Source organism: Erythrobacter neustonensis (genome assembly GCF_001663175.1).
In the GTDB taxonomy this organism is placed as follows: domain Bacteria; phylum Pseudomonadota; class Alphaproteobacteria; order Sphingomonadales; family Sphingomonadaceae; genus Erythrobacter; species Erythrobacter neustonensis.
This window is the reverse complement of record NZ_CP016033.1, coordinates 2,445,911-2,464,161: the sequence shown is the minus strand read 5'-3', so window position 1 is coordinate 2,464,161 and position 18,251 is coordinate 2,445,911. Positions and strand designations below refer to the sequence as shown.

Below are 18,251 nucleotides of genomic sequence, written 5' to 3'. Positions count from 1 at the left end.
GTGGCGCGAGTGACGGGGCTCGAACCCGCGACCTCCGGCGTGACAGGCCGGCACTCTAACCAACTGAGCTACACCCGCACATCTTGTTTTTCGGAGCGTTCCGGCTGGGCCGTTCCGCTCTGGAGCGCCGCCAATAGGGGGGTCATCAAAAGCTGTAAAGCCCTCTTTTGCCCCTTTGGCGGTTTATTTTTTTCCTAATCCACAAGCAGCAGCGCAGGGGTTTCGATCAGGCGCTTGATCGCCTGCACGAAGCTTGCCGCATCGTGGCCGTCGACCACGCGGTGATCGCAGGAAATCGAGATGTTCATCAGCTTGCGCTTGGCAATCCGTTCGCCGCCCATGCCGTCGGACACGAACATCGGCCGCTCGATGATGCGGTTGGGGCCGATGATCGCGACTTCGGGGCGATTGATGACGGGCGTGGTCGCGACCCCGCCAAGGGGCCCGAGCGAAGTGACCGTCAGTGTCGAGCCCGAGAGCTCTTCCGAAGTCGCCTTGCCGCTGCGCGCCGCTTCGGCCAGGCGGGCGATCTCGCGTGCGAGCTGCCACAGGTTGCGACTTTGCGCGTCGCGAATCACCGGCACCATCAGCCCGGCATCGGTCTGCGCCGCGATTCCCAGATGCACCGCGCCGTAACGGGTCACGACGTTCGCTTCGTCGTCGAAGCGCGCGTTGATCATCGGGAAATCGGGGATCGTCTTGCAGATCGCGCTGATCAGCAGCGGCAGCATGGTGAGCTTGGGCTTTTCGCCCCGCGCGGCGTTCAATTGCGCGCGCAGGGTTTCCAGATCGGTGACGTCGCACTCCTCGACATAGGTGAAGTGCGGGATGTGCCGCTTGGCCGCGGCCATGTTCTGCGCGATCCGCTTGCGCAGACCGATCACCTTGATCGCCTCGTCGGCGCGCGCCTTGCCGCTGCCGAAACCGCTTCCTGCATTGTAAGCAAGGAAGGCATCGAGATCGGCGTGACGCACGCGGCCATCGGCGGCCGGCTTCACCTCAGCCAGATCGATGCCAAGATCGCGCGCACGCTGGCGCACCGCAGGGCTGGCCAGTACCTTGGCATGGGCCGCGGGCGCTGCTGCGGTCGCGGCCGGCGTCGAGGTCGTGGCGGGCGCAGGTGCAGGCGCTAACGCGGCGGCAATCGCGTCGTCAGCGTCGGAGGCATCGGGGTTCTCGACCTCGATTCGTTCGGCAACGCGGTCGGCGCCGTCCGCATCGTCCGCATCGGACATTTCGTCCTCGATCTGCTCGGCTGCGGCTTCGGCCTCGGCTTCCTCTGCGGTGGCTTCGCCTTCGGTTTCGATCACCAGCAGCATCGCGCCGATCGCGACCACATCGCCCGCCTCACCTGCGAGCGTGGTGACGATCCCCGATACCGGGCTTTCGATGTCGATCGTCGCCTTGTCGGTCATCACATCGACGATGTGCTGGTCTTCCTCGACCCGGTCGCCGACCTTCACGTGCCATTCGACGACTTCCGCCTCGGCCACGCCTTCGCCCACATCGGGCATCTTGAAAATGAACTTCGCCATTTGCGGTTACTCGCTCAAAAGCTTGTCGATGGCCTCGCCGATACGGACGGGACCGGGGAAATAGGCCCATTCGAGGCTGTGCGGATAGGGCGTGTCGAACCCGGTGACGCGTTCGACCGGGGCTTCGAGATGGTAGAAGCAGCGTTCGGTGACGAGCGCGGAAAGCTCTGCGCCAAAGCCGCTGGTGCGGGTCGCCTCGTGAACGATCAGGCAGCGCCCGGTCTTCTCGACCGAGGCTTCGATCGCCTTGATGTCGAGCGGAACCAGCGTGCGCAGGTCGAGGATTTCCGCGTCCACGCCCTTCTCGCGGCACACGGCCTCGGCGACGTGGACCATCGTGCCATAGGTCAGCACGGTCAGCGCCTCGCCTTCGCGCACGGTCCGCGCCTTGCCCAGCGGCACCTTGTAATAGCCTTCGGGCACCACGCTGTCGGGATGCTTCTTCCATGGTTCGACCGGCTGATCGTAGAAGCCGGTGAACGGGCCGTTGTAGATCCGCTTCGGTTCGAAAAAGATCACCGGATCATTGTCTTCGATCGCGGCGATCAGCAGGCCTTTGGCATCATAGGGCGTCGCCGGGATCACGGTCTTGAGGCCGGCCACATGCGTGAACAAGGCCTCGGGGCTCTGGCTGTGCGTCTGCCCGCCGAAGATCCCGCCGCCGAAAGGCGAGCGCACCGTCATCGGCGCGATGTAATCGCCCGCCGAACGATAACGCAGCCGTGCCGCTTCCGAGATCAGCTGGTCGAGGCCCGGATAGATGTAATCGGCAAACTGGATTTCGGGCACGGGGCGAAGGCCATAGGCCCCCATCCCCACCGCCGCGCCGATGATCCCGCATTCGCTGATCGGCGTGTCGAACACGCGGTTCTTGCCGTGCTTGGCCTGAAGCCCCGCAGTCGCGCGGAACACCCCGCCGAAATAGCCCACGTCCTCGCCCATGATGATCACATCGGGATCGCGGGTGAGCATGATGTCGAGCGCTTCGTTGATCGCTTCGATCATGTTGATGCGGCGTTCGGGCAACACGTTGTCGCCGAGGCTTGCCGGTTCTTGTGCAGTATCGCCGCTCATCCGAAGGGCCTTTCGGTGCCGAACTTGGTGATGCGTTCGCGGATCGCCTGCTCGGCCTGTTCTTCGAGGTGCCAGGGCAATTCCTCGTAAACGTCCTCGAACATGGTGTGGAACGGGTGGTGCAGGCCGTGGCCCAGGATGCCGTTCTTTTCGGCCTCCTTGGTGTGGCCTTGACCGCTTCGGCGCATTGGAGGTCCATCGCCGCGTGGCGCTCCTCGTCCCATTCGCCGATCGCGATGAGGTGCTTTTTCAGGCGCGTCACCGGATCGCCCAGCGGCCATTCCTCGCGCTCCTGCGCAGAGCGATAGCCCGAGGGATCGTCCGAGGTGGAGTGCCCTTCGGCGCGGTAGGTGAAGTATTCGATCATGGTCGGACCGTGATTGCCGCGTGCGCGGTTGGCGGCCCATTCCGCCGCCGCATAGCAGGCCAGCGCGTCATTCCCGTCGACCCGTAGCGCCGCGATGCCATAGCCAAGGCCGCGCGCGGCAAAGGTCGTGCGCTCGGCCCCGGCAAAACCGCTGAAGCTCGAAATCGCCCACTGGTTGTTGACGACGTTGAGGATCACCGGCGCATTGTAGACTGCGGCGAAGGTGCAGGCGGCGTGGAAATCGCCCTCTGCGGTCGAGCCTTCGCCGACCCAGGTCGCGGCGATCCGGCTGTCGCCCTTGGCCGCGCTCGCCATCGCCCAGCCCACGGCCTGCGGGCATTGCGTGGCAAGGTTGCCCGAAATGCTGAAGAAGCTGTGCTCGCGGCTCGAATACATGATCGGCAGCTGACGGCCCTTCAGCTTGTCCGCCTTGTTCGAGTAGATCTGGTTGATCATCTCGATCAGCGGATAGCCACGCGCGATCAGGATGCCCTGCTGGCGATAGCTGGGGAACACCATGTCGTCGCTCGCCAGCGCCATCGCGGGCGCGATCGAGGTCGCCTCCTCGCCGGTGCACTTCATGTAGAAGCTGGTCTTGCCCTGCCGCTGGCCGCGGAACATGCGCTCATCGAAGGCGCGCACCATCGCCATGTGGCCGAGCATCGCACGCAGTGTGTCGGGGCTAAGACGCGGGTTCCAGGGGCCATGCGCCTGATGATCATCGCCCAGCACGCGCACCAGACCATAGGCCAGGCCCGGCATCGCCGATGGGTGGACGCTTTCATCGGGGCGCGGCTGATCGCCGGGCTGGCCGATATCGATATGCGAGAAATCCGCTTTGTCGCCGGGCCGGTACTTGGGCTCCGGGACGTGCAGTGCGAGCGGCGCGCGATTGCCGCCGTCGGCGTTGGCCCCTCTTTCGGCTGGATCGGCCATCGGACACGCTCTCCCGTTGATGATGCGCGGCGTGATGCCGGTGCAATCATTGCTTGTATACGTATTTTTATTTCAAGCCCGGGGAGCGGTCAAGCACGCCGCGTGGACAGCCTCAAACCGCAACAGGTGCGCTGATCGGGGCCTGCGGCGTGTAATCATGCACCGTGAAATCCTCGATTCGGTAATCGAATATTGTTTCGGGCCGTCGCGCAATAACAAGCCGCGGGTGGCCGCCGGGCGTGCGCGAAAGCTGTTCCTCGATCAGGTGCGCATGGTTGCGATAGAGGTGCACGTCCCCGCCCATCCACACCAGCTCGCCCGGCTGCATCTCGGTCTGCTGCGCGATCATCGCAGTCAGCAATGCTGCCGACCACAGGTTGAACGGCAGGCCCAGCGCAACGTCGCAGCTGCGTTGATAGAGCACGCAGTTGAGCCGCGCGCCCTCCTCCTCGCCCGACACGTGAAACTGGTAGGTCTTGTGGCACGGCGGCAGCGCCATCCGGTCAAGCTCGGCGACGTTCCAGCCTTCGATGATGTGGCGGCGGCTGCCCGGCGATGTGCGCAAGCTGTCGATCACCGCGGCGATCTGGTTGATGCCCTCGCCCTTTTCGTAAAGCCCGTCCGCGCGGTAGCGATAGGTCGGCCAGTCGACCCATTGCTTGCCGTAGACAGGACCCAGATCGCCCCAGCGGTTGGCGAAAGTCTCGTCCTCGGCGATGCGCGCGACGAAATCGTCGAGGCCGATCGGATCGCCGGTTTCGCGCACGTAATTGGCGTGCGGCCACTCGTTCCAGATCTTGACGCCTTGCAGCACCAGCGGGCGGATGTTGGTGGAGCCGGTCAAGAACCACAGCAATTCACGCGTCGCGGTTTTCCAGTAGACCCGCTTGGTGGTGAGCAGCGGCATCGCGCCATCGGCAAGATCGAATCGCAGCATCGCGCCGCAGATCGACCGCGTGCCGATTCCCGTCCGGTCGATCCGCTCGCTTCCTGTCTCCCAGATCTGTCGCATCAGATCGAGATATTGCTGTTCGGGATGGATATTGCCCGAGGGAGAAAGGGGATTCGCGACTGTGACCATGCCAATGACCATAGGCCGAAATTGCCCGCTTGCCACCCTGCACATCCCCCCCTATAGGGCGCGCCTTGCCTCGATCCGCAGGTCCTTTCGGGGGACTTTCGGAACGACACGGTCGGGGAGTAGCTCAGCCTGGTAGAGCACTGTCTTCGGGAGGCAGGGGCCGGAGGTTCGAATCCTCTCTCCCCGACCAATTATCGCGCATGATCTTGCGTGTTTTTATCATCATGACGAATACCTTGCGGAACCGATGCCGCGCTTTGGCGTTTTTCGGCGACCGAACGCTCGATCCTGCAATTTGCACAATCGATTGCAGCACAATCCCGGCCAAGTTTGAGACCAAGTGACTGTTCCGGCGATGTGATCGATTCCACGCGAGCAAGTCTTGCGGCCAGACAAGGAAGGCTGCAATCGCAATATTCGTGCGCGCCGCCGACGGATAGTTGCCAATTTGCGCGGCTACCTATTTAGTATTAGTCCGCCTGGCCTAAGGCTTCACACGGAGCTGCGGAATCTTCGCAGGGCACGATACCCCGCTCAAATCCCGAAAGATTTTTCAAAGACGACCATAGGCCTCCCTCAAGGTTTTGATGGTTGTCTTGACCCCAACAAACCTGGTCGACTGCTCTGGTGATGAGTGGTAAATCATATTCCGGCGGGGGGATTGATGATGCAGGTCATCTGCAACACCCCGAATCATAAGAAACCGGGTCTGCTTACCTCTTCAACCTACGTGCGGGGTTCGGGAAGATGACTAGCTATGACATTGACGTTTCTATTGTTTGCCCAAATTCTTTAGTAAAGGAAGGCCTCAGTCGCATTCTTTCGGAAGACTGCTTCAAGGTCCGCAATTCGTTTCAGGACGCCGGTCCGTTTCTTAGTGAAGCGCCGGGACACGTATTTGTCCGGGACGGGGAAATCATCGTCTTCGAGGGGTCGGTCGCGGATGTTGAACGCCATATATCCGCTCTGCGGGAACGGCTGCCCAACTGCCGGCTGGTTCTGCTTGCCGACAGCTTCAACTTCGACACGATGACAAGCGTCTTTCGTGCCGGGGCGGACGGCTATCTGGTCAAGGATATCGAATGCCGGTCGCTGGTGGAATCGCTCAAGCTGATTGCCTGCGGCGAAAAGGTGCTGCCCAGCCAGCTGGTCAAACACCTGCCCCCCAGCAACGGAATGGCGAGCACCGATCTCAACGATGGAGCCGACCTGCTCGCTACCCTGTCCGAACGCGAACTGGGAACGCTGCGGTGCCTGATCATGGGATACCCCAACAAGGTCATCGCCTACCGGCTCGACATCAGTGAAGCGACCGTCAAGGTTCACGTGAAGGCGATCCTTCGCAAGCTGGGAGTGCAGAATCGCACCCAGGCCGCGATCCGGGCGGTGAACAGCGGCCTCGGTGCGACGGCAACCTTGTCATCGATCTACAGCGCCAACGATATCGTGCTGGATGAAGACGAGGACTATCTGCCTGACCAGCGCCAAATTCCGGCCTGACGCGGCGGAGCCCGGATCAGGCGGATCAATCAATACAAGTCATGGGATCACGCAGTCGGGGCTGGATTACTCAGCCTCGACTGGTGAGAACGCGCTCTTGCGTTCGAATTTGCAACAGGCGGGCCTGTTTGACCATCGCCCCGGGATGGTCGTTATCAAACCCGCATCCGGGGACTGCGATGACCCACAAGGCGAGAACCGAACTGTTCACGATCTTGCGCTTTGTCGCCGTGGGGATATTCAACACCGCGATCGGGTATGCAATCATATTGCTGGGTCTGTCGTTTGGCCTTGGCGACTTTGCCGCCAATGCTCTCGGCTTTGCGCTTGGCATACCTCTCGCGCATCGTCTGCACCGCCATTTCACCTTCCGGGCAGCGCGGGTTGCCGGAGTATCCGAACTGGTCCGGTTTGCACTGGTGCTCGCCGCTGCTTACGGCGTGAACGTGGCGGTGCTTGCGGCCGGGCGGCAGCTTGCATGGCTTGATGGGGTGATTGTCCAGCTCATCGCGATCTGCACCTACGCGGCGGTTTTCTACGTTCTCAATCGACTGATTGTATTCCGCGCAGGCGATACGGCTTCGGTTCCTCGAAGTTCAGCTTCGCCTCGATGATCGGATCGACATTGGTGCGCGACTGCACGAACAACCGGCCGATATATTCGCCGATCACACCCAGAAACATCGCGTTGAGCGAGATCGACATCAACAAAAGGATCGTCGTGGTGGCAAAGCCGGCGGGCCAGTCCTGTCCGAACAATACCCGCCCCACGATATAGCTGCAGGTCAGCACGAGACAGATCAGTCCCACCCCAAGCCCGGCGAACGACGCGAGGCGCAGCGGCAGAAGCGAATGGTTGAGCATGCCGTCGACCGCGAGCGAAATCATCGACTTCAAGGGAAACTTGCTCGTCCCGGCGATGCGATCGGCACGGTCGTATTCGAACCCGACCTGGGAGAACCCCATCGCGCTGATCAGGCCGCGCATATAGGGTGTTGTGTCGTTGACCTTGCGCAGTTCGTCGAGAATGACCCGGTCGCAGAGCCGGTATTCGCCGGCGTTGATCGGCAGGTTGTCGTCGCTGATGCTTGCGATCAGCCAGTAGAACGCCCGCCGCAGCGAGGCCACGACGAAGCCGTCGGCCAGCGTGCGGCGGATACCAAACACGACCTGGTGCCCCATCCGCCACAGTTCGAGCATCTTGGGAATGAGTTCGGGCGGATCCTGCAAGTCGCAGTCGATCTGGATGGAGCACGCGCCCGACGCGCTCTTGTAGCCATAGAGCAGAGAGCGCTGGTATCCAAAATTCCGCGAAAACCGGGTCACCTTGACCCTCTGATCCTCTTTCGCGATCCGCTGCAGGATCTCGAAGGTCCGATCGGTGGAATGATTGTCGGTGAAGATGATTTCGCATTGATAATCGGGCAACCGCTCGAACGTCCGCACGATCGTCTCGTAAGCGCGTTCGACATTCTCCTCTTCGTTGAATGCCGGGACAAGAATCGAAACAAGCGTGGCGCTGCTGCTCTTACCCATAGGTGTCCGCCCTATCCGGTAAATAATGGGAATGGCCCGGGGTGCGCCGGCCTGCGACGAGCTGCCTGATCCCCTGCCGCAGGCTGCATTGCGGGGACCAGCCGTACAGCGCGCGGGCAAGCGACGGATCGCTGCGCAGTTCGGCGAATTTCTCGCCAGCCGATTGCGCACGGTGAACGATAAGCGCGGGACTGCAGCCGCTCGCCGAGACAATCTCGGCGGCGACCTCGCGCATGCTCGGTGCAGCGCCTGTGCCGATGTTGATGATCCTGCTGCGCGGATCGCGCGCGCAAGCAAGCGCAAGCATTGCCGAAACCACGTCGTCGACGTGGATCAGATCGCGCCGGTCACCGGGACGGCGGACTTCGACGCTGCGCCCGCAAATGGCCGCGTCGACAAGCCGCGGGATCAGGAACGCGTCTGACTGGCCGGGGCCATAGGTGAGCGCGAGCCGCGCAGTCGTGACGGGAAAGGCGAGCCCGGGCGCCAGCATCTCGATGGTGCGGGTCGCGGCCAGCATCGCCGCGCCATAGGCGTTGACCGGTTTTTCGCGGTCGCTTTCGCGATAGGGCAAGGACGAGAGGCCGTATTCGGCAATCGTCCCCGCGCGCACGACCGCCCGCGGCGCGGCTGGCAATTGTGCTAAGGCGTCGATCAGGTTGATCGCTGGCGGAAGGATCGCGGCCAGCGCCTTGCGCGCAGCGTTCGGACTGGCCGTATCGAGCCCGCGGTTCTGGCCTGCAAAATGAAACACGAGATCGGGCCTCGCTGCCGCAACCGCCGATCTGACCGCGCAGGCATCGTGCAGATCGACCGGAGCCATCCGGATCTTGTTGCAGAGGGCCTCAAGCCTGACGGGTGCGCTGCCCGGCCGGACCAGCGCATGAACCTGTGCGCCCTCGGCGACCAGGCGCCGCACCATGTGCGACCCGATGAAGCCGGCCGCACCTGTCACAAGACAGATGCGCCCTTGCAAGATCCGCCCTTCCCCCACGTTTCAATCAGGAAACGAGATGCGGTCTGGGGAAGGGAACCAGGAACTGCCCTCCCCGCTCACGGAACGCGCTTTGCTGCGCGTAGATCTCGTCGAAGAAATTCCACGCCAGCATGAACAGCACGTCGGGGCGTTCTTCCTCGATCGCTTCGACCGGTTTGATCGGAATGCGCGTGTTGGGCGAAAACAACCCCTGCTTCAGTGGATTCTTGTCGACGAGGAAATCGAGATGCTCCGGGCCAATCCCGTAATAGGTGATCGTGGTGTTGCCGCGGGCGGAGGCACCGTAGCCTGCGATCTTCTTGCCTTGCGCTTTCAGGTCTTCGATGATGCTCACCAGCACTTCGCCGGTTTCGTCGAATTCCCTTTTGCGCGCATCATAGGTCGCCTTGTCGAACATGCCGACCGCACGTTCTTCGGCGAGCAGCTTGGCGACATTGTCCGAGATGGGAAAACCGGCGGTCTGGCGCGTCATGAAGACCCGGATCGATCCGCCGTGAATGCCCTTCAAGAAGGTCACGTCGCTGACTTCGAGATCGAACTGCTCGGCCAGTTTGACCATCGAGAGCATGCTGAATTCCGACACGTGTTCATGGTACATGTTGTCGAATTCGGCACGCTCGAGCATTTCCTTGGCCCAGGGCACCTCGATGATGAAGGTTCCGTCGGCGGACAGCAAGATGCACACCGCCTCCATGAACTGATGGAGGTTGCCGATGTGATTGAAGGTGTTGGTGGTGGTGATGACCGTTGCCGGCCCGTATTTTGCCAGCAACTCGCGCGCCGAGGCCGGATGGAAATAATCGACATGCGTCTCGACCCCGCGTTTTGCGGCGAGCGCGGCGATGTTCTTTGCAGGGTCCACGCCAAGCGTTGCGCAGCCGCGCGCGTTGCACGCCGCGAGCAGCAGCCCGTCGTTGCTGCCGATATCGACGATCAACCCCCGCGCGCCGACGCGATCGGCGATCACTTCGGCAAATTCCTCGAAATGGCTGTGCATCGTGGCCGCGCCCGAAGGCACGTAGAGGTAATGGGCAAAGAAATTTTCGGGGATCTGGTCGGCCACCGCAATCAGTCCGCAGTTGAGACAGGCCTGCGCGTTCAGCGGGAAGGTGGGCTGCGGTTCGTCGACGCTTTCCGGCCGGATCAGCATTTGGGCCGGCGAATGTTCGCCGTAGGCCAGAAAGAGATAGGGATCGGGCGCACCGCAGGCGCGGCACTTGTCCATCGTCGAAGCGGGAAGCGTCTGGGTCATAAGCGGATCAAGCATGGACGGCCTCGCTGGTCTGGATGCCCGTCCGGGTGCGGGCAAATTCACTGAAACATTCGTGGAGATAGTCGAGCTGCTGGTCGGTCAGCCCGTGATGGCAGGCAAGCAGGATGCCGCCGCGCATGACGGCATCGGACGCCGGGTATCCGCCGTCATGCGTCTTGCACGCGACATTGCGCATCGCCGGCTGGCGCAGGATGTTGCCGGTGAAAACGACCCGCGTCTGGATGTCGTGTTTTTCGAGAAATATCTGCATCTCCCGGCGGCTGAAGGGCGCACCGGGCCGCAGCGTGAGCGGAAAGGCGAGCCAGCCCGTCCGCGAATGCTCTATTTGGCGGGGCAGAACGAACCAGTCCTCATACTGGCTGAAAAAGGCCAGTTGCCGGGCAAAATTGTGTTCGCGAAGCGCGATATTCCGGTCGAGCTTGTCGAGCTGGACGAGGCCGAAGGCGGCCCCCATTTCCGACGGCTCGACATTGAAGCCGAGTTCGGAGAACACGAATTTGGCATCATATTCGATGCCATCGAGCTCGATGTTGAAGCGGTTTTCGATGCTTTCGGAATCGCCCGCATCGGTAAACAGCGACGATGACCGCCCCCACGATCGGAGCAGCAGCGCCTGCCGCGCCAGATCCGGATCGGATACGCACAGCATCCCGCCATTGCCGCCGGCGTTGATCACGTGGCTACCGTAAAAGCTCGTCGTGCTGATATGCGAGCGGGTGCCGGTGCTGGTGCCGCGCAGCGTCGCGCCCAGGGTATCGGCGCTGTCCTCGATCACCATCAGGCCGTGCCGATCAGCAATTTCGCGGATGCGGTCCCAATCGGGAAGGTTGCCGATCAGCGAGGGGATCATCATCGCCCTGGTCTTCGGCCCGATCATCTCCTCGATCCGGTCGGCATCGATGTTGTAGGTGCCTTCGCGGCAATCGACGAAAGCGGGAACCAGCCGCCCGCGCACGATGGGCGCAACGGTTGTCGCAAAGGTGAGCGCCGGGGTAATGACCTCGCTGCCTTCGGGAAGGTTGAGCAACTCCATCGCAAGATAGTTCGCCGAGGACCCCGAGTTGACCATGATCCCGTGGTTCTTCGCAAACAGCTTTGCAACGCGTTGCTGCATCAGGCGCACCTTGGGCCCCATCTGCGTCGAGGTGCGCAGCACATCGACGACCGCAGCGATTTCTTCTTCCCCGTGAACGGTCTGTCCGTAATTCACACGCATAATGGCATCTTCTCTGCTGGCTGAGGGATGGACGTTTCGCCGCCGACATATTCCCCGATCTGGGCACGGGTGAATGCCTGCATGTCGGCATCGCCCCCGGCAAAGGCGCGGTACCAGTCGGCGGTCATCGCAATGGCCGCGTCGGTCGACAGACGCGGGCGCCAGCCGAGCCGCTGACGCGCCTTGCTGCTGTCGAGCGTGAGCATGCCCGCCTCGTGCGGATCGCAAGCGCTGGCGCCCAATTCGATTTGCGGCCGGCCATCGCCCCACTGCGCAAGCAGTCCCCGCGCGATATCGTCGACCCGCAGGAAGGCGTCGGCGGGCGGCCCGAAATTCCACGCTCCGGCAAATTCGCCGCCGCGTGCCGACATCAGCAGGCTGCCGAGCAGGAGATAGCCCGACAGCGGTTCGAGCACATGCTGCCACGGGCGGACACTGGCAGGATTGCGGATCCGCACGCTCCTGCCGGCCATCGCCGCTCGGATGATATCGGGGATCAGGCGGTCGGTCGCCCAGTCCCCTCCCCCGAACACATTGCCCGCGCGAACGGTCGCCACATGAGCCGACCCGGGTTCGGAGAAATAGGAGCGGCGAAAAGCGCCCGCGACGATTTCAGCGCAACCTTTCGAGGCGCTATAGGGATCAGCCCCGCCGATCTGGTCGTTCTCGCGGTAGGGCCAGGCCCATTCGTGATTTTCGTAACATTTGTCGCTGGTGACAACGACAATCCCCTTGAGCATCGGCAAGCGCCGCGCCCAGTCGAGCACGACTGCGGTGCCCGTCACGTTGGTGGCGAAGGTGCCCGCCGGGTCATCGTATGACGGCCGCACCAGTGACTGCGCAGCCATGTGGATCAGCAGATCCGGCTGGCACCCTTGCGTTGCCTCGGCGAATTCCTCGGGCTTGCGGATATCGGCGATCCGGTGGTCGACGAATTGCGCGATACGCGCGCTTTCGAACAGCGAGGGTTCTGCTGCTGGCGGCAAGGAAACGCCCGTCACATGCGCGCCCATTTGCGATAGCCAGAGGCTCAGCCAGCCACCTTTGAAGCCGGTGTGGCCGGTGACGAGCACCCGCCGGCCGCGGAATGCCTCCGCGATCGCGGTGAAATCTGTAGCCGCCCGGTCACGCACTGATCAGCTCGGCGGGGATATCGGTGCTGGTGATCGCTTTGCCGTTTTCGAAATCCATCCAGGGTGGCAGCACGCGCGCGCCCAGATTTTCGAGCAGGTCGCGGTCGCGGATCGTGTCCATCGGATGCCAGAAACCGTGATGCCTGAACGCCATCAGTTCGCCATCGCGCGCGATCTGCGTCAGCGGTTCCTTTTCCAGCGGTTCGTCGTCCCCGGTCAGGTAATCGAGCACCGCAGGCTCGAAGACGAAGAACCCGCCGTTGATCCAGGTTTCGTGACGCTGCACCTTTTCGGTAAAATCGGTGACCTTGTCGCCGGCCAGTTCGAGATTGCCGAACCGCGCAGGCGGCTGGACCGCCGTCACGGTCGCCAGTTTGCCGTGCGCCTTGTGGAACGCGACAAGCTTGCCGATGTCGACATTGCCGACCCCATCGGAATAGGTGACCATGAAAGGCTCATCGCCGATCCAGTCGCGCAGCCGCCTGATCCGCCCCCCGGTCATCGTCGACAGGCCCGTGTCGACCACCGATACCCGCCAGTTGAGCTTGCAGGTGGGCGAAAGGCACATTTCCCCGTCGCCGATCCCGACCGTGAAGTCGTTGTTCATCAGGTGTAGATCATGAAAGAACTTCTTGATCAGCATGCCCTTGTATCCGCATGCGACGATGAATTCGCTGAACCCGAAACTGTGATAGATATCCATAACGTGCAGGATGATCGGGCGCCCGGCGACTTCGACCATGGGCTTGGGAATACGGATGGTTTCTTCGGCAAGCCGTGAACCCATCCCGCCAGCCAGCAAGACAACCTTCATCGCCACACCCCTATACTTGGCAGAACTGCGGCTTTCGCGTGCCTGCCTGATCGGGAACAATTCTACGCGCTGCGCCGGCACCGCTGTAATGGGCATTCGGAGTAGGCAGCTTTATCCACCCGCACTATCTTCTGGCTGATGGCGGGCTTGCGGCATTCCCGCTCGAAGGAATGTAAAGGTCGAAGCTGCCGTACCTGTTGAGGTTGTCCAGGCGAACGAACCCACGCGCCCGCGCATATTCGGCAAGGCGTGTCTCGATCGGTTCGGCAGGATTGACGAGAATGCCGGCCGGAGGGTTGGCATCGAGAAACTCGAACAAACCGGCCGGCGAGGTCGTTCGGTAGAAGCGCCGGTCGGCTGGCGCGATATAAGGCGCGACGCGGTAGACGAACTGCCCCGCAGCAAATTCAGGGTAGATCGCGTATCCCCCTTCGAGGGCCGGCACCGGGGTAAGCGCAGCAATCCGCGCCCCTTTGGCAAGGCCGGCAGCGCGCCCCATCTCGCGGATTTCGCGGTGAATTTCGAGCGATTGCCAGCTTCCGGGATCGCGAAACGCGAGCAGTCCCGGCAAAACCCGCGATGCGCCTGTAACAAGACCAAGCAGCGCAAACACGATCATCAGCACTTGCACGAAGGCCCGGCTGCCGCCCTCGACCATGCTGGCCAGAACGATCATCAGCAGGATCAGAAATGGCACCGGCGGGACGAAATATTGCGGGAACGAGGGGGTGGGCACGAAAGCCACCAGCACGCTGCATGCAAGCAGGCCCGACAATATCAGCACACGCCAATCGAGAAGCCCCCGCGCGCCCGATCGCAGAATCACGATCCCGCACAGAACCGCGCTGGTAGCCGCAGCCATCAGGACGACGCCGCTCATCCAAACCTCTTCGGCGAGCAGGATCTTGTCCGCGATGCTGACGGTTTTGGGGCCATCGACGCTGCGCCAGAATGCCGGCTGCAATTCGGTGAAGTAGCGCAGCGTATGGGCGATAAAGCCTTGGGGATCGAGCGCCATATGGATCAGAACAGGCAGCCCGCCGACCAGACCGCCGATCGCCAGCGGTAGGCTTCCCCTGAGAAGGCGCTGACCGATCGATAGAGCCCTTGGTGCGATCACGGTCGCCAGTGCGAAGAATGGCGCAAGGATGATGTAATTCGCCTTGAGGCCGATTGTCAGAGAAACCAGCACTCCGGCAACGAATGCGTCGATGCTGCGAGGGGGCCCGTGTTCGAGCGCGCGCCACAGGAGAAAGAACGCGAACAGGATGCAAGGGATCGGGATGAAGTTGTTACTGACCAGCATTCCCGAGGGGCCAAGCAAAAACACATTGCCCACCAGCAGGGCCGAGGACGCGAAGAAAAGCTCGATACCCTGCCGCGCTTTTCTGACCAGCAGCCAGATTGCGCAGAGCGCCGCAATCCACCCGACAAACATGAGGAGGCGGCCTGACAGCAGCAGATATTGCGCATTCGTGAGCCGGTAGAAGCCCCCTAGCAGATAGGCGAAGTTGGGAAGATGGTTATAACCGAGGTCGCGGTAGAGGTCCCCGCTGCCAAGCTGGCTCGCTGCGGCGATGAACAGGTTTTCGTCACGATTGAGGGGATAGGAAAGGATCCGCCCCGCGATACCTGTCAGGATGAGCGAAAGGGCGGCAAAGCCGGCGAATGCCGCCGGGCGCCGCATCGGATGCTCACCTCTGCCTGTCGCCACGCCCCGGGTCTCCCGCGTTTTTAGTATTCCTGCTTTGCCGCGATGATCCTTGTTGCCGTCTCAAGCGAGCGCAAAACCGGCGTAATCATTCTTGGCGAAGCGCGCGCCATCCAGGTTTGGCGCAATCGGCGCCTTTCCAAAACGGGGTAGCCCGCAAGATTACTTCAGCGTGCGGGCCACGCTGCTACTACCTTGCATGCAACAGCGTTCGGGGTGGACGATCAGTGTCGGCGCAAAAGCACATCGCGATCCTCATCACCGCGCTTGGCGCAGGGGGCGCCGAACGGGTGATCGCGATGCTTGCGCACCATTGGGTCGATCGCGGGCACCGCGTGTCGATCATCACTTTCGACCGGGCCGACGATCCTGTCTATCACCCATTGCCCGCGCAGGTGACGCTATGGAGGCTCGGCGCGCAGGTCTCGGTGGGGTATCGCGGGAATGCCAGACGCCTGCTTCGCCTGCGCGAAACGCTTGGCCAAATCCGGCCCGACGCGCTGGTTTCCTTCCTCACCAAGAACAATCTGCTCGCCGCGCTGGCCTGTCTCGGCACGCCCACGCCTTTGATCTGTTCGGAGCGCAACAATCCCGAACGCCAGGATGCCAACCGGCTCTGGAACCTGCTGCTCAAGGTCGGTTATCGCCGCGCGGATTTCATCGTCTGCCAGACCAATGCGATCAGGCGCTGTTTTCCGCGTTCGGTGCGCGACCGCCTGGTCGTGATCTACAATCCGATTGCGGGCTTCGATCGCGATCCGGACGCAGACGATGCCAGGACGCTGTGTGCGGTGGGACGGTTGACGCCGCAGAAAGGCTTTCCGCACCTGATCGATGCCTTCGCGAAAGTCGCCGATCATCACCCTGAATGGAACCTCACGATCTGGGGCAACGGGGAGATCAGGGCGGCGCTGGAACAACAGGTCGAACAAATGGGACTAGGCAGCCGCATCAGCCTTCCCGGGACGACCGAACAACCAGGTGACTGGGCGCGCCATGCGACCATATTCGTCCAGTCATCGCTCTATGAAGGCTTCGGCAATGCCCTGGGCGAGGCACTGGCATCGGGTTTGCCGGTGATTGCGACCGATTGCGATTTTGGCCCTGCAGAAATGATCGCCAACGGTGAGAACGGGGTGCTCGTCCCGGTGCAAGATGCCGATGCGATGGCAGATGCAATCTCCGGCCTGATAACCGATCACACGCTTCGCAGCAGCTATGGAGCGATGGCCAAAGTTTCGATGCGGAAGTTCGAGCCCGCAGCCATTCTGTCACGCTGGGACGATCTGATCGAAGCGACCACCCGCTCGCGGCGAAAAGCAGCGCCTTGGCCGCAGCCCGAACTCGTTATCGAAAACACCGCCTCGTGAGTGGACAAGTGCTTCGCATCCTCATCACGTCGGCGGGGCGCCGGGTCGAATTGATCCGCTGTTTCCGCAAGGCGGCCATGAGCATCGGGATGGGCCTCGAAGTTCACGCCTGCGATTTCGATCCCGCGCTCAGTGCCGGGTGCCGGGAGGCCGACCACTCTTTTGGCGTCCCGCTATGCAGCGCACCGGATTATGCCGATGTCCTTTTCGATTATTGCCGGACTAATTCCATCGGTTTGCTGGTTCCCACGATCGATCCGGAGCTGATGCCGCTTGCGCAAGCGCGCGACCGCTTCGCTGCCGCCGGGACGCTGGTTCATGTCAGCGGGCCGGAAACGATTGCCATCGTGCGCGACAAGGAGAGAACCACCGATGTCTTGCGGGCGGCGGGGGTTCCGGTGCCGCGGACCGGCACGCCCGAAGAGGTGCTCGCAGCGCCTGATGACTGGATGTGGCCGCTGTTCATCAAGCCTGCGGGCGGAAGCGCGAGCCGCGGTATCGGCGTGATCCGTTCGGCCGATCAGCTTGCCCGCAATTATTCCGAGCCGATGATCCTTCAGGAACTCCTGCAAGGCAACGAATTTACGGTCAACATCTACGTCGATCAGGCCGGAGCGCTCATGGCCGCGATCCCGCACCGCAGATTGTCGATCCGCGCCGGCGAGGTCGAAAAGGGCGAGACGGTGCGCCGGCCCGAGTTCGAAGAAATAGCCCGAACGCTGGTTGCGGCCCTGCCCGATCCTGCCGGAGTGATGTGTTTCCAGCTAATCGATGATCGCACCCACGGGCCAAAAGTGTTCGAGATCAACGCCCGTTTCGGCGGCGGATACCCGCTGGCTGACAGGGCAGGCGGCCGCTTTGCCGAAAGCCTGCTCGCGCGCGCGATCGGGCAGCCAGAATGCGCCAGCAATGCCTGGCGCGAGAACGTGCTGATGCTGCGCTACGACGCAGCGGTCTACCATGAATGACCTCGTCCGGATCGCGGCGGAAGTTGTGGTCTTCGATCTGGACGACACGCTGTATCTCGAACGCGATTTTGCCCGTAGCGGGTTCATCGCGGCAAGCCGGCAGTTTGGCGGACAATTCAATCCGGAAAGATTTTCCGCCTGCTGCCTGCAACTGCTCGATGCCGGCCAGCGGGGCGATGTCTTCGACCGGGCATTGGAGATTATGGGCGTCACTCCGCCGGTCGGACTGATCGAAAATCTCGTCGAAGCTTACCGCAGCCATCGGCCCCAAATAACCTTGTGCCTTGATGCAGAGCGCTTTCTGGCGCGGACGGTGGTGAAAGCGACGGGTCTGATCAGCGATGGACCTGCCCCGACCCAGACGGCGAAGGTCGTGGCGCTGGGTCTTGCCGACCGGATCGGTCACATCGTTCTGACAGGCGCCTTCCCGGCAGGGTATGGCAAACCTCACCCGCGAGCGTTCGAACACATCGAAGAGGCGACCGGCTTTTCGGGTTCCGCCCTCGTCTATATTGCCGACAATGCCGCGAAGGACTTTATCGCGCCGAACAGGCGGGGATGGCAGACGGTCCAGATCCTTCGTCCGGGCCGGATCCACAGAGGTGCGCCCATCAGCCCCGACCGTGCAGCCGGGCATGTCGTGACGAGCCTCGACCAGATCATAGTCGGCACAAAGGCGCATAGTAATGATGCGGCGCGCGGCGTGATGGTGCATGCGGGCCGAAAAGAGCGCTGACCCC

General features: G+C 62.2%; 15 protein-coding genes, 2 tRNA genes and 1 pseudogene. 6 read left to right on the top strand and 12 right to left on the bottom strand.

Going from position 1 to position 18,251, the window contains the following annotated elements; translation table 11 throughout:
- Position 1 precedes the first annotated feature (1 nt).
- From A9D12_RS11390 to A9D12_RS11370, 5 genes and pseudogenes are all read right to left on the bottom strand, one after another.
- A tRNA-Asp gene (locus A9D12_RS11390) sits at positions 2-78 on the bottom strand.
- A 116-nt stretch (positions 79-194) separates the two neighbouring features.
- Positions 195-1,535, bottom strand: a complete 1,341-nt coding sequence (locus A9D12_RS11385) for a dihydrolipoamide acetyltransferase family protein (RefSeq protein WP_068351923.1) — start codon at positions 1,533-1,535, stop codon at positions 195-197.
- Between the two features lie 6 nt (positions 1,536-1,541).
- On the bottom strand, positions 1,542-2,609 hold the full coding sequence (locus tag A9D12_RS11380) for an alpha-ketoacid dehydrogenase subunit beta (RefSeq protein ID WP_068351922.1): 1,068 nt from the start codon (positions 2,607-2,609) through the stop codon (positions 1,542-1,544).
- Positions 2,606-3,912: pseudogene (locus tag A9D12_RS11375) on the bottom strand (thiamine pyrophosphate-dependent enzyme). Before A9D12_RS11375 ends, A9D12_RS11380 begins: the two are co-directional and overlap by 4 nt.
- 112 nt (positions 3,913-4,024) lie before the next feature.
- Positions 4,025-4,993, bottom strand: a complete 969-nt coding sequence (locus A9D12_RS11370; RefSeq protein WP_068354393.1) for a thymidylate synthase — start codon at positions 4,991-4,993, stop codon at positions 4,025-4,027.
- Between the two features lie 113 nt (positions 4,994-5,106).
- Between A9D12_RS11370 and A9D12_RS11365 the strand changes: the two genes are divergently transcribed.
- The 3 genes from A9D12_RS11365 (at position 5,107) to A9D12_RS14545 (ending at position 7,107) form a co-directional block, all read left to right on the top strand.
- Positions 5,107-5,183 (top strand) — tRNA-Pro (locus A9D12_RS11365).
- 557 nt (positions 5,184-5,740) lie between these two features.
- Positions 5,741-6,493, top strand: coding sequence for a LuxR C-terminal-related transcriptional regulator (locus A9D12_RS14550; protein ID WP_082925543.1), 753 nt, complete (start codon positions 5,741-5,743; stop codon positions 6,491-6,493).
- 128 nt (positions 6,494-6,621) lie between these two features.
- Entirely contained in the window at positions 6,622-7,107 is a 486-nt protein-coding gene (locus A9D12_RS14545; protein ID WP_197489813.1) for a GtrA family protein, read from the top strand.
- Here the strand turns inward: A9D12_RS14545 and A9D12_RS11355 are convergent.
- The 7 genes from A9D12_RS11355 to A9D12_RS11325 form a co-directional block, all read right to left on the bottom strand.
- Positions 7,037-8,029 carry a glycosyltransferase family 2 protein gene (locus A9D12_RS11355; protein ID WP_068351918.1) on the bottom strand — a complete coding sequence of 331 codons (993 nt, stop codon included), beginning with the start codon at positions 8,027-8,029 and terminating at the stop codon, positions 7,037-7,039. The genes A9D12_RS14545 and A9D12_RS11355 overlap by 71 nt on opposite strands.
- Positions 8,022-8,984 (bottom strand): NAD-dependent epimerase/dehydratase family protein, encoded by a 963-nt coding sequence (locus tag A9D12_RS11350; protein WP_068351916.1) that lies wholly within the window; start codon positions 8,982-8,984, stop codon positions 8,022-8,024. Before A9D12_RS11350 ends, A9D12_RS11355 begins: the two co-directional genes overlap by 8 nt.
- Positions 8,985-9,030: 46 nt before the next feature.
- On the bottom strand, positions 9,031-10,293 hold the full coding sequence (locus A9D12_RS11345) for a class I SAM-dependent methyltransferase (protein ID WP_231889614.1): 1,263 nt from the start codon (positions 10,291-10,293) through the stop codon (positions 9,031-9,033).
- Positions 10,286-11,515, bottom strand: a complete 1,230-nt coding sequence (locus A9D12_RS11340) for an aminotransferase class I/II-fold pyridoxal phosphate-dependent enzyme (protein ID WP_068351915.1) — start codon at positions 11,513-11,515, stop codon at positions 10,286-10,288. The genes A9D12_RS11345 and A9D12_RS11340 overlap by 8 nt, the downstream gene beginning before the upstream one ends.
- Positions 11,506-12,648 carry a CDP-glucose 4,6-dehydratase gene (gene rfbG / locus A9D12_RS11335; protein ID WP_197489812.1) on the bottom strand — a complete coding sequence of 381 codons (1,143 nt, stop codon included), beginning with the start codon at positions 12,646-12,648 and terminating at the stop codon, positions 11,506-11,508. Before rfbG ends, A9D12_RS11340 begins: the two co-directional genes overlap by 10 nt.
- The gene (gene rfbF / locus A9D12_RS11330) at positions 12,641-13,462 is read right to left on the bottom strand and encodes a glucose-1-phosphate cytidylyltransferase (RefSeq protein ID WP_082925540.1); all 822 of its coding nucleotides are present in this window, start codon (positions 13,460-13,462) and stop codon (positions 12,641-12,643) included. Before rfbF ends, rfbG begins: the two co-directional genes overlap by 8 nt.
- A gap of 124 nt (positions 13,463-13,586) precedes the next feature.
- The gene (locus tag A9D12_RS11325) at positions 13,587-15,176 is read right to left on the bottom strand and encodes a hypothetical protein (protein WP_197489811.1); all 1,590 of its coding nucleotides are present in this window, start codon (positions 15,174-15,176) and stop codon (positions 13,587-13,589) included.
- Positions 15,177-15,400: 224 nt separating this feature from the next.
- Here A9D12_RS11325 and A9D12_RS11320 point away from each other — a divergent pair, with 224 nt between their 5' ends.
- Genes A9D12_RS11320 through A9D12_RS11310 form a run of 3 tightly spaced genes read left to right on the top strand, consistent with a single transcriptional unit; the run spans position 15,401 to position 18,247 of the window.
- Positions 15,401-16,543, top strand: a complete 1,143-nt coding sequence (locus A9D12_RS11320) for a glycosyltransferase family 4 protein (protein WP_068351911.1) — start codon at positions 15,401-15,403, stop codon at positions 16,541-16,543.
- Positions 16,540-17,511 carry an ATP-grasp domain-containing protein gene (locus A9D12_RS11315; protein WP_231889613.1) on the top strand — a complete coding sequence of 324 codons (972 nt, stop codon included), beginning with the start codon at positions 16,540-16,542 and terminating at the stop codon, positions 17,509-17,511. Before A9D12_RS11320 ends, A9D12_RS11315 begins: the two co-directional genes overlap by 4 nt.
- Positions 17,504-18,247 carry an HAD family hydrolase gene (locus A9D12_RS11310; RefSeq protein WP_068351907.1) on the top strand — a complete coding sequence of 248 codons (744 nt, stop codon included), beginning with the start codon at positions 17,504-17,506 and terminating at the stop codon, positions 18,245-18,247. Before A9D12_RS11315 ends, A9D12_RS11310 begins: the two co-directional genes overlap by 8 nt.
- Positions 18,248-18,251 lie beyond the last annotated feature (4 nt).

What these genes read in the sequence shown, in the direction of transcription:
- A9D12_RS11340 (WP_068351915.1), bottom strand. Translation starts at nt 11,515, where the DNA reads ATGCGTGTGAATTACGGACAGACCGTTCACGGGGAAGAAGAAATCGCT.
- A9D12_RS11380 (WP_068351922.1), bottom strand. Translation starts at nt 2,609, where the DNA reads ATGAGCGGCGATACTGCACAAGAACCGGCAAGCCTCGGCGACAACGTG.
- rfbF (WP_082925540.1), bottom strand. Translation starts at nt 13,462, where the DNA reads ATGAAGGTTGTCTTGCTGGCTGGCGGGATGGGTTCACGGCTTGCCGAA.
- A9D12_RS14550 (WP_082925543.1), top strand. Translation starts at nt 5,741, where the DNA reads ATGACTAGCTATGACATTGACGTTTCTATTGTTTGCCCAAATTCTTTA.
- A9D12_RS11370 (WP_068354393.1), bottom strand. Translation starts at nt 4,993, where the DNA reads ATGGTCACAGTCGCGAATCCCCTTTCTCCCTCGGGCAATATCCATCCC.
- A9D12_RS11345 (WP_231889614.1), bottom strand. Translation starts at nt 10,293, where the DNA reads ATGCTTGATCCGCTTATGACCCAGACGCTTCCCGCTTCGACGATGGAC.
- A9D12_RS11355 (WP_068351918.1), bottom strand. Translation starts at nt 8,029, where the DNA reads ATGGGTAAGAGCAGCAGCGCCACGCTTGTTTCGATTCTTGTCCCGGCA.
- A9D12_RS11385 (WP_068351923.1), bottom strand. Translation starts at nt 1,535, where the DNA reads ATGGCGAAGTTCATTTTCAAGATGCCCGATGTGGGCGAAGGCGTGGCC.
- A9D12_RS11310 (WP_068351907.1), top strand. Translation starts at nt 17,504, where the DNA reads ATGAATGACCTCGTCCGGATCGCGGCGGAAGTTGTGGTCTTCGATCTG.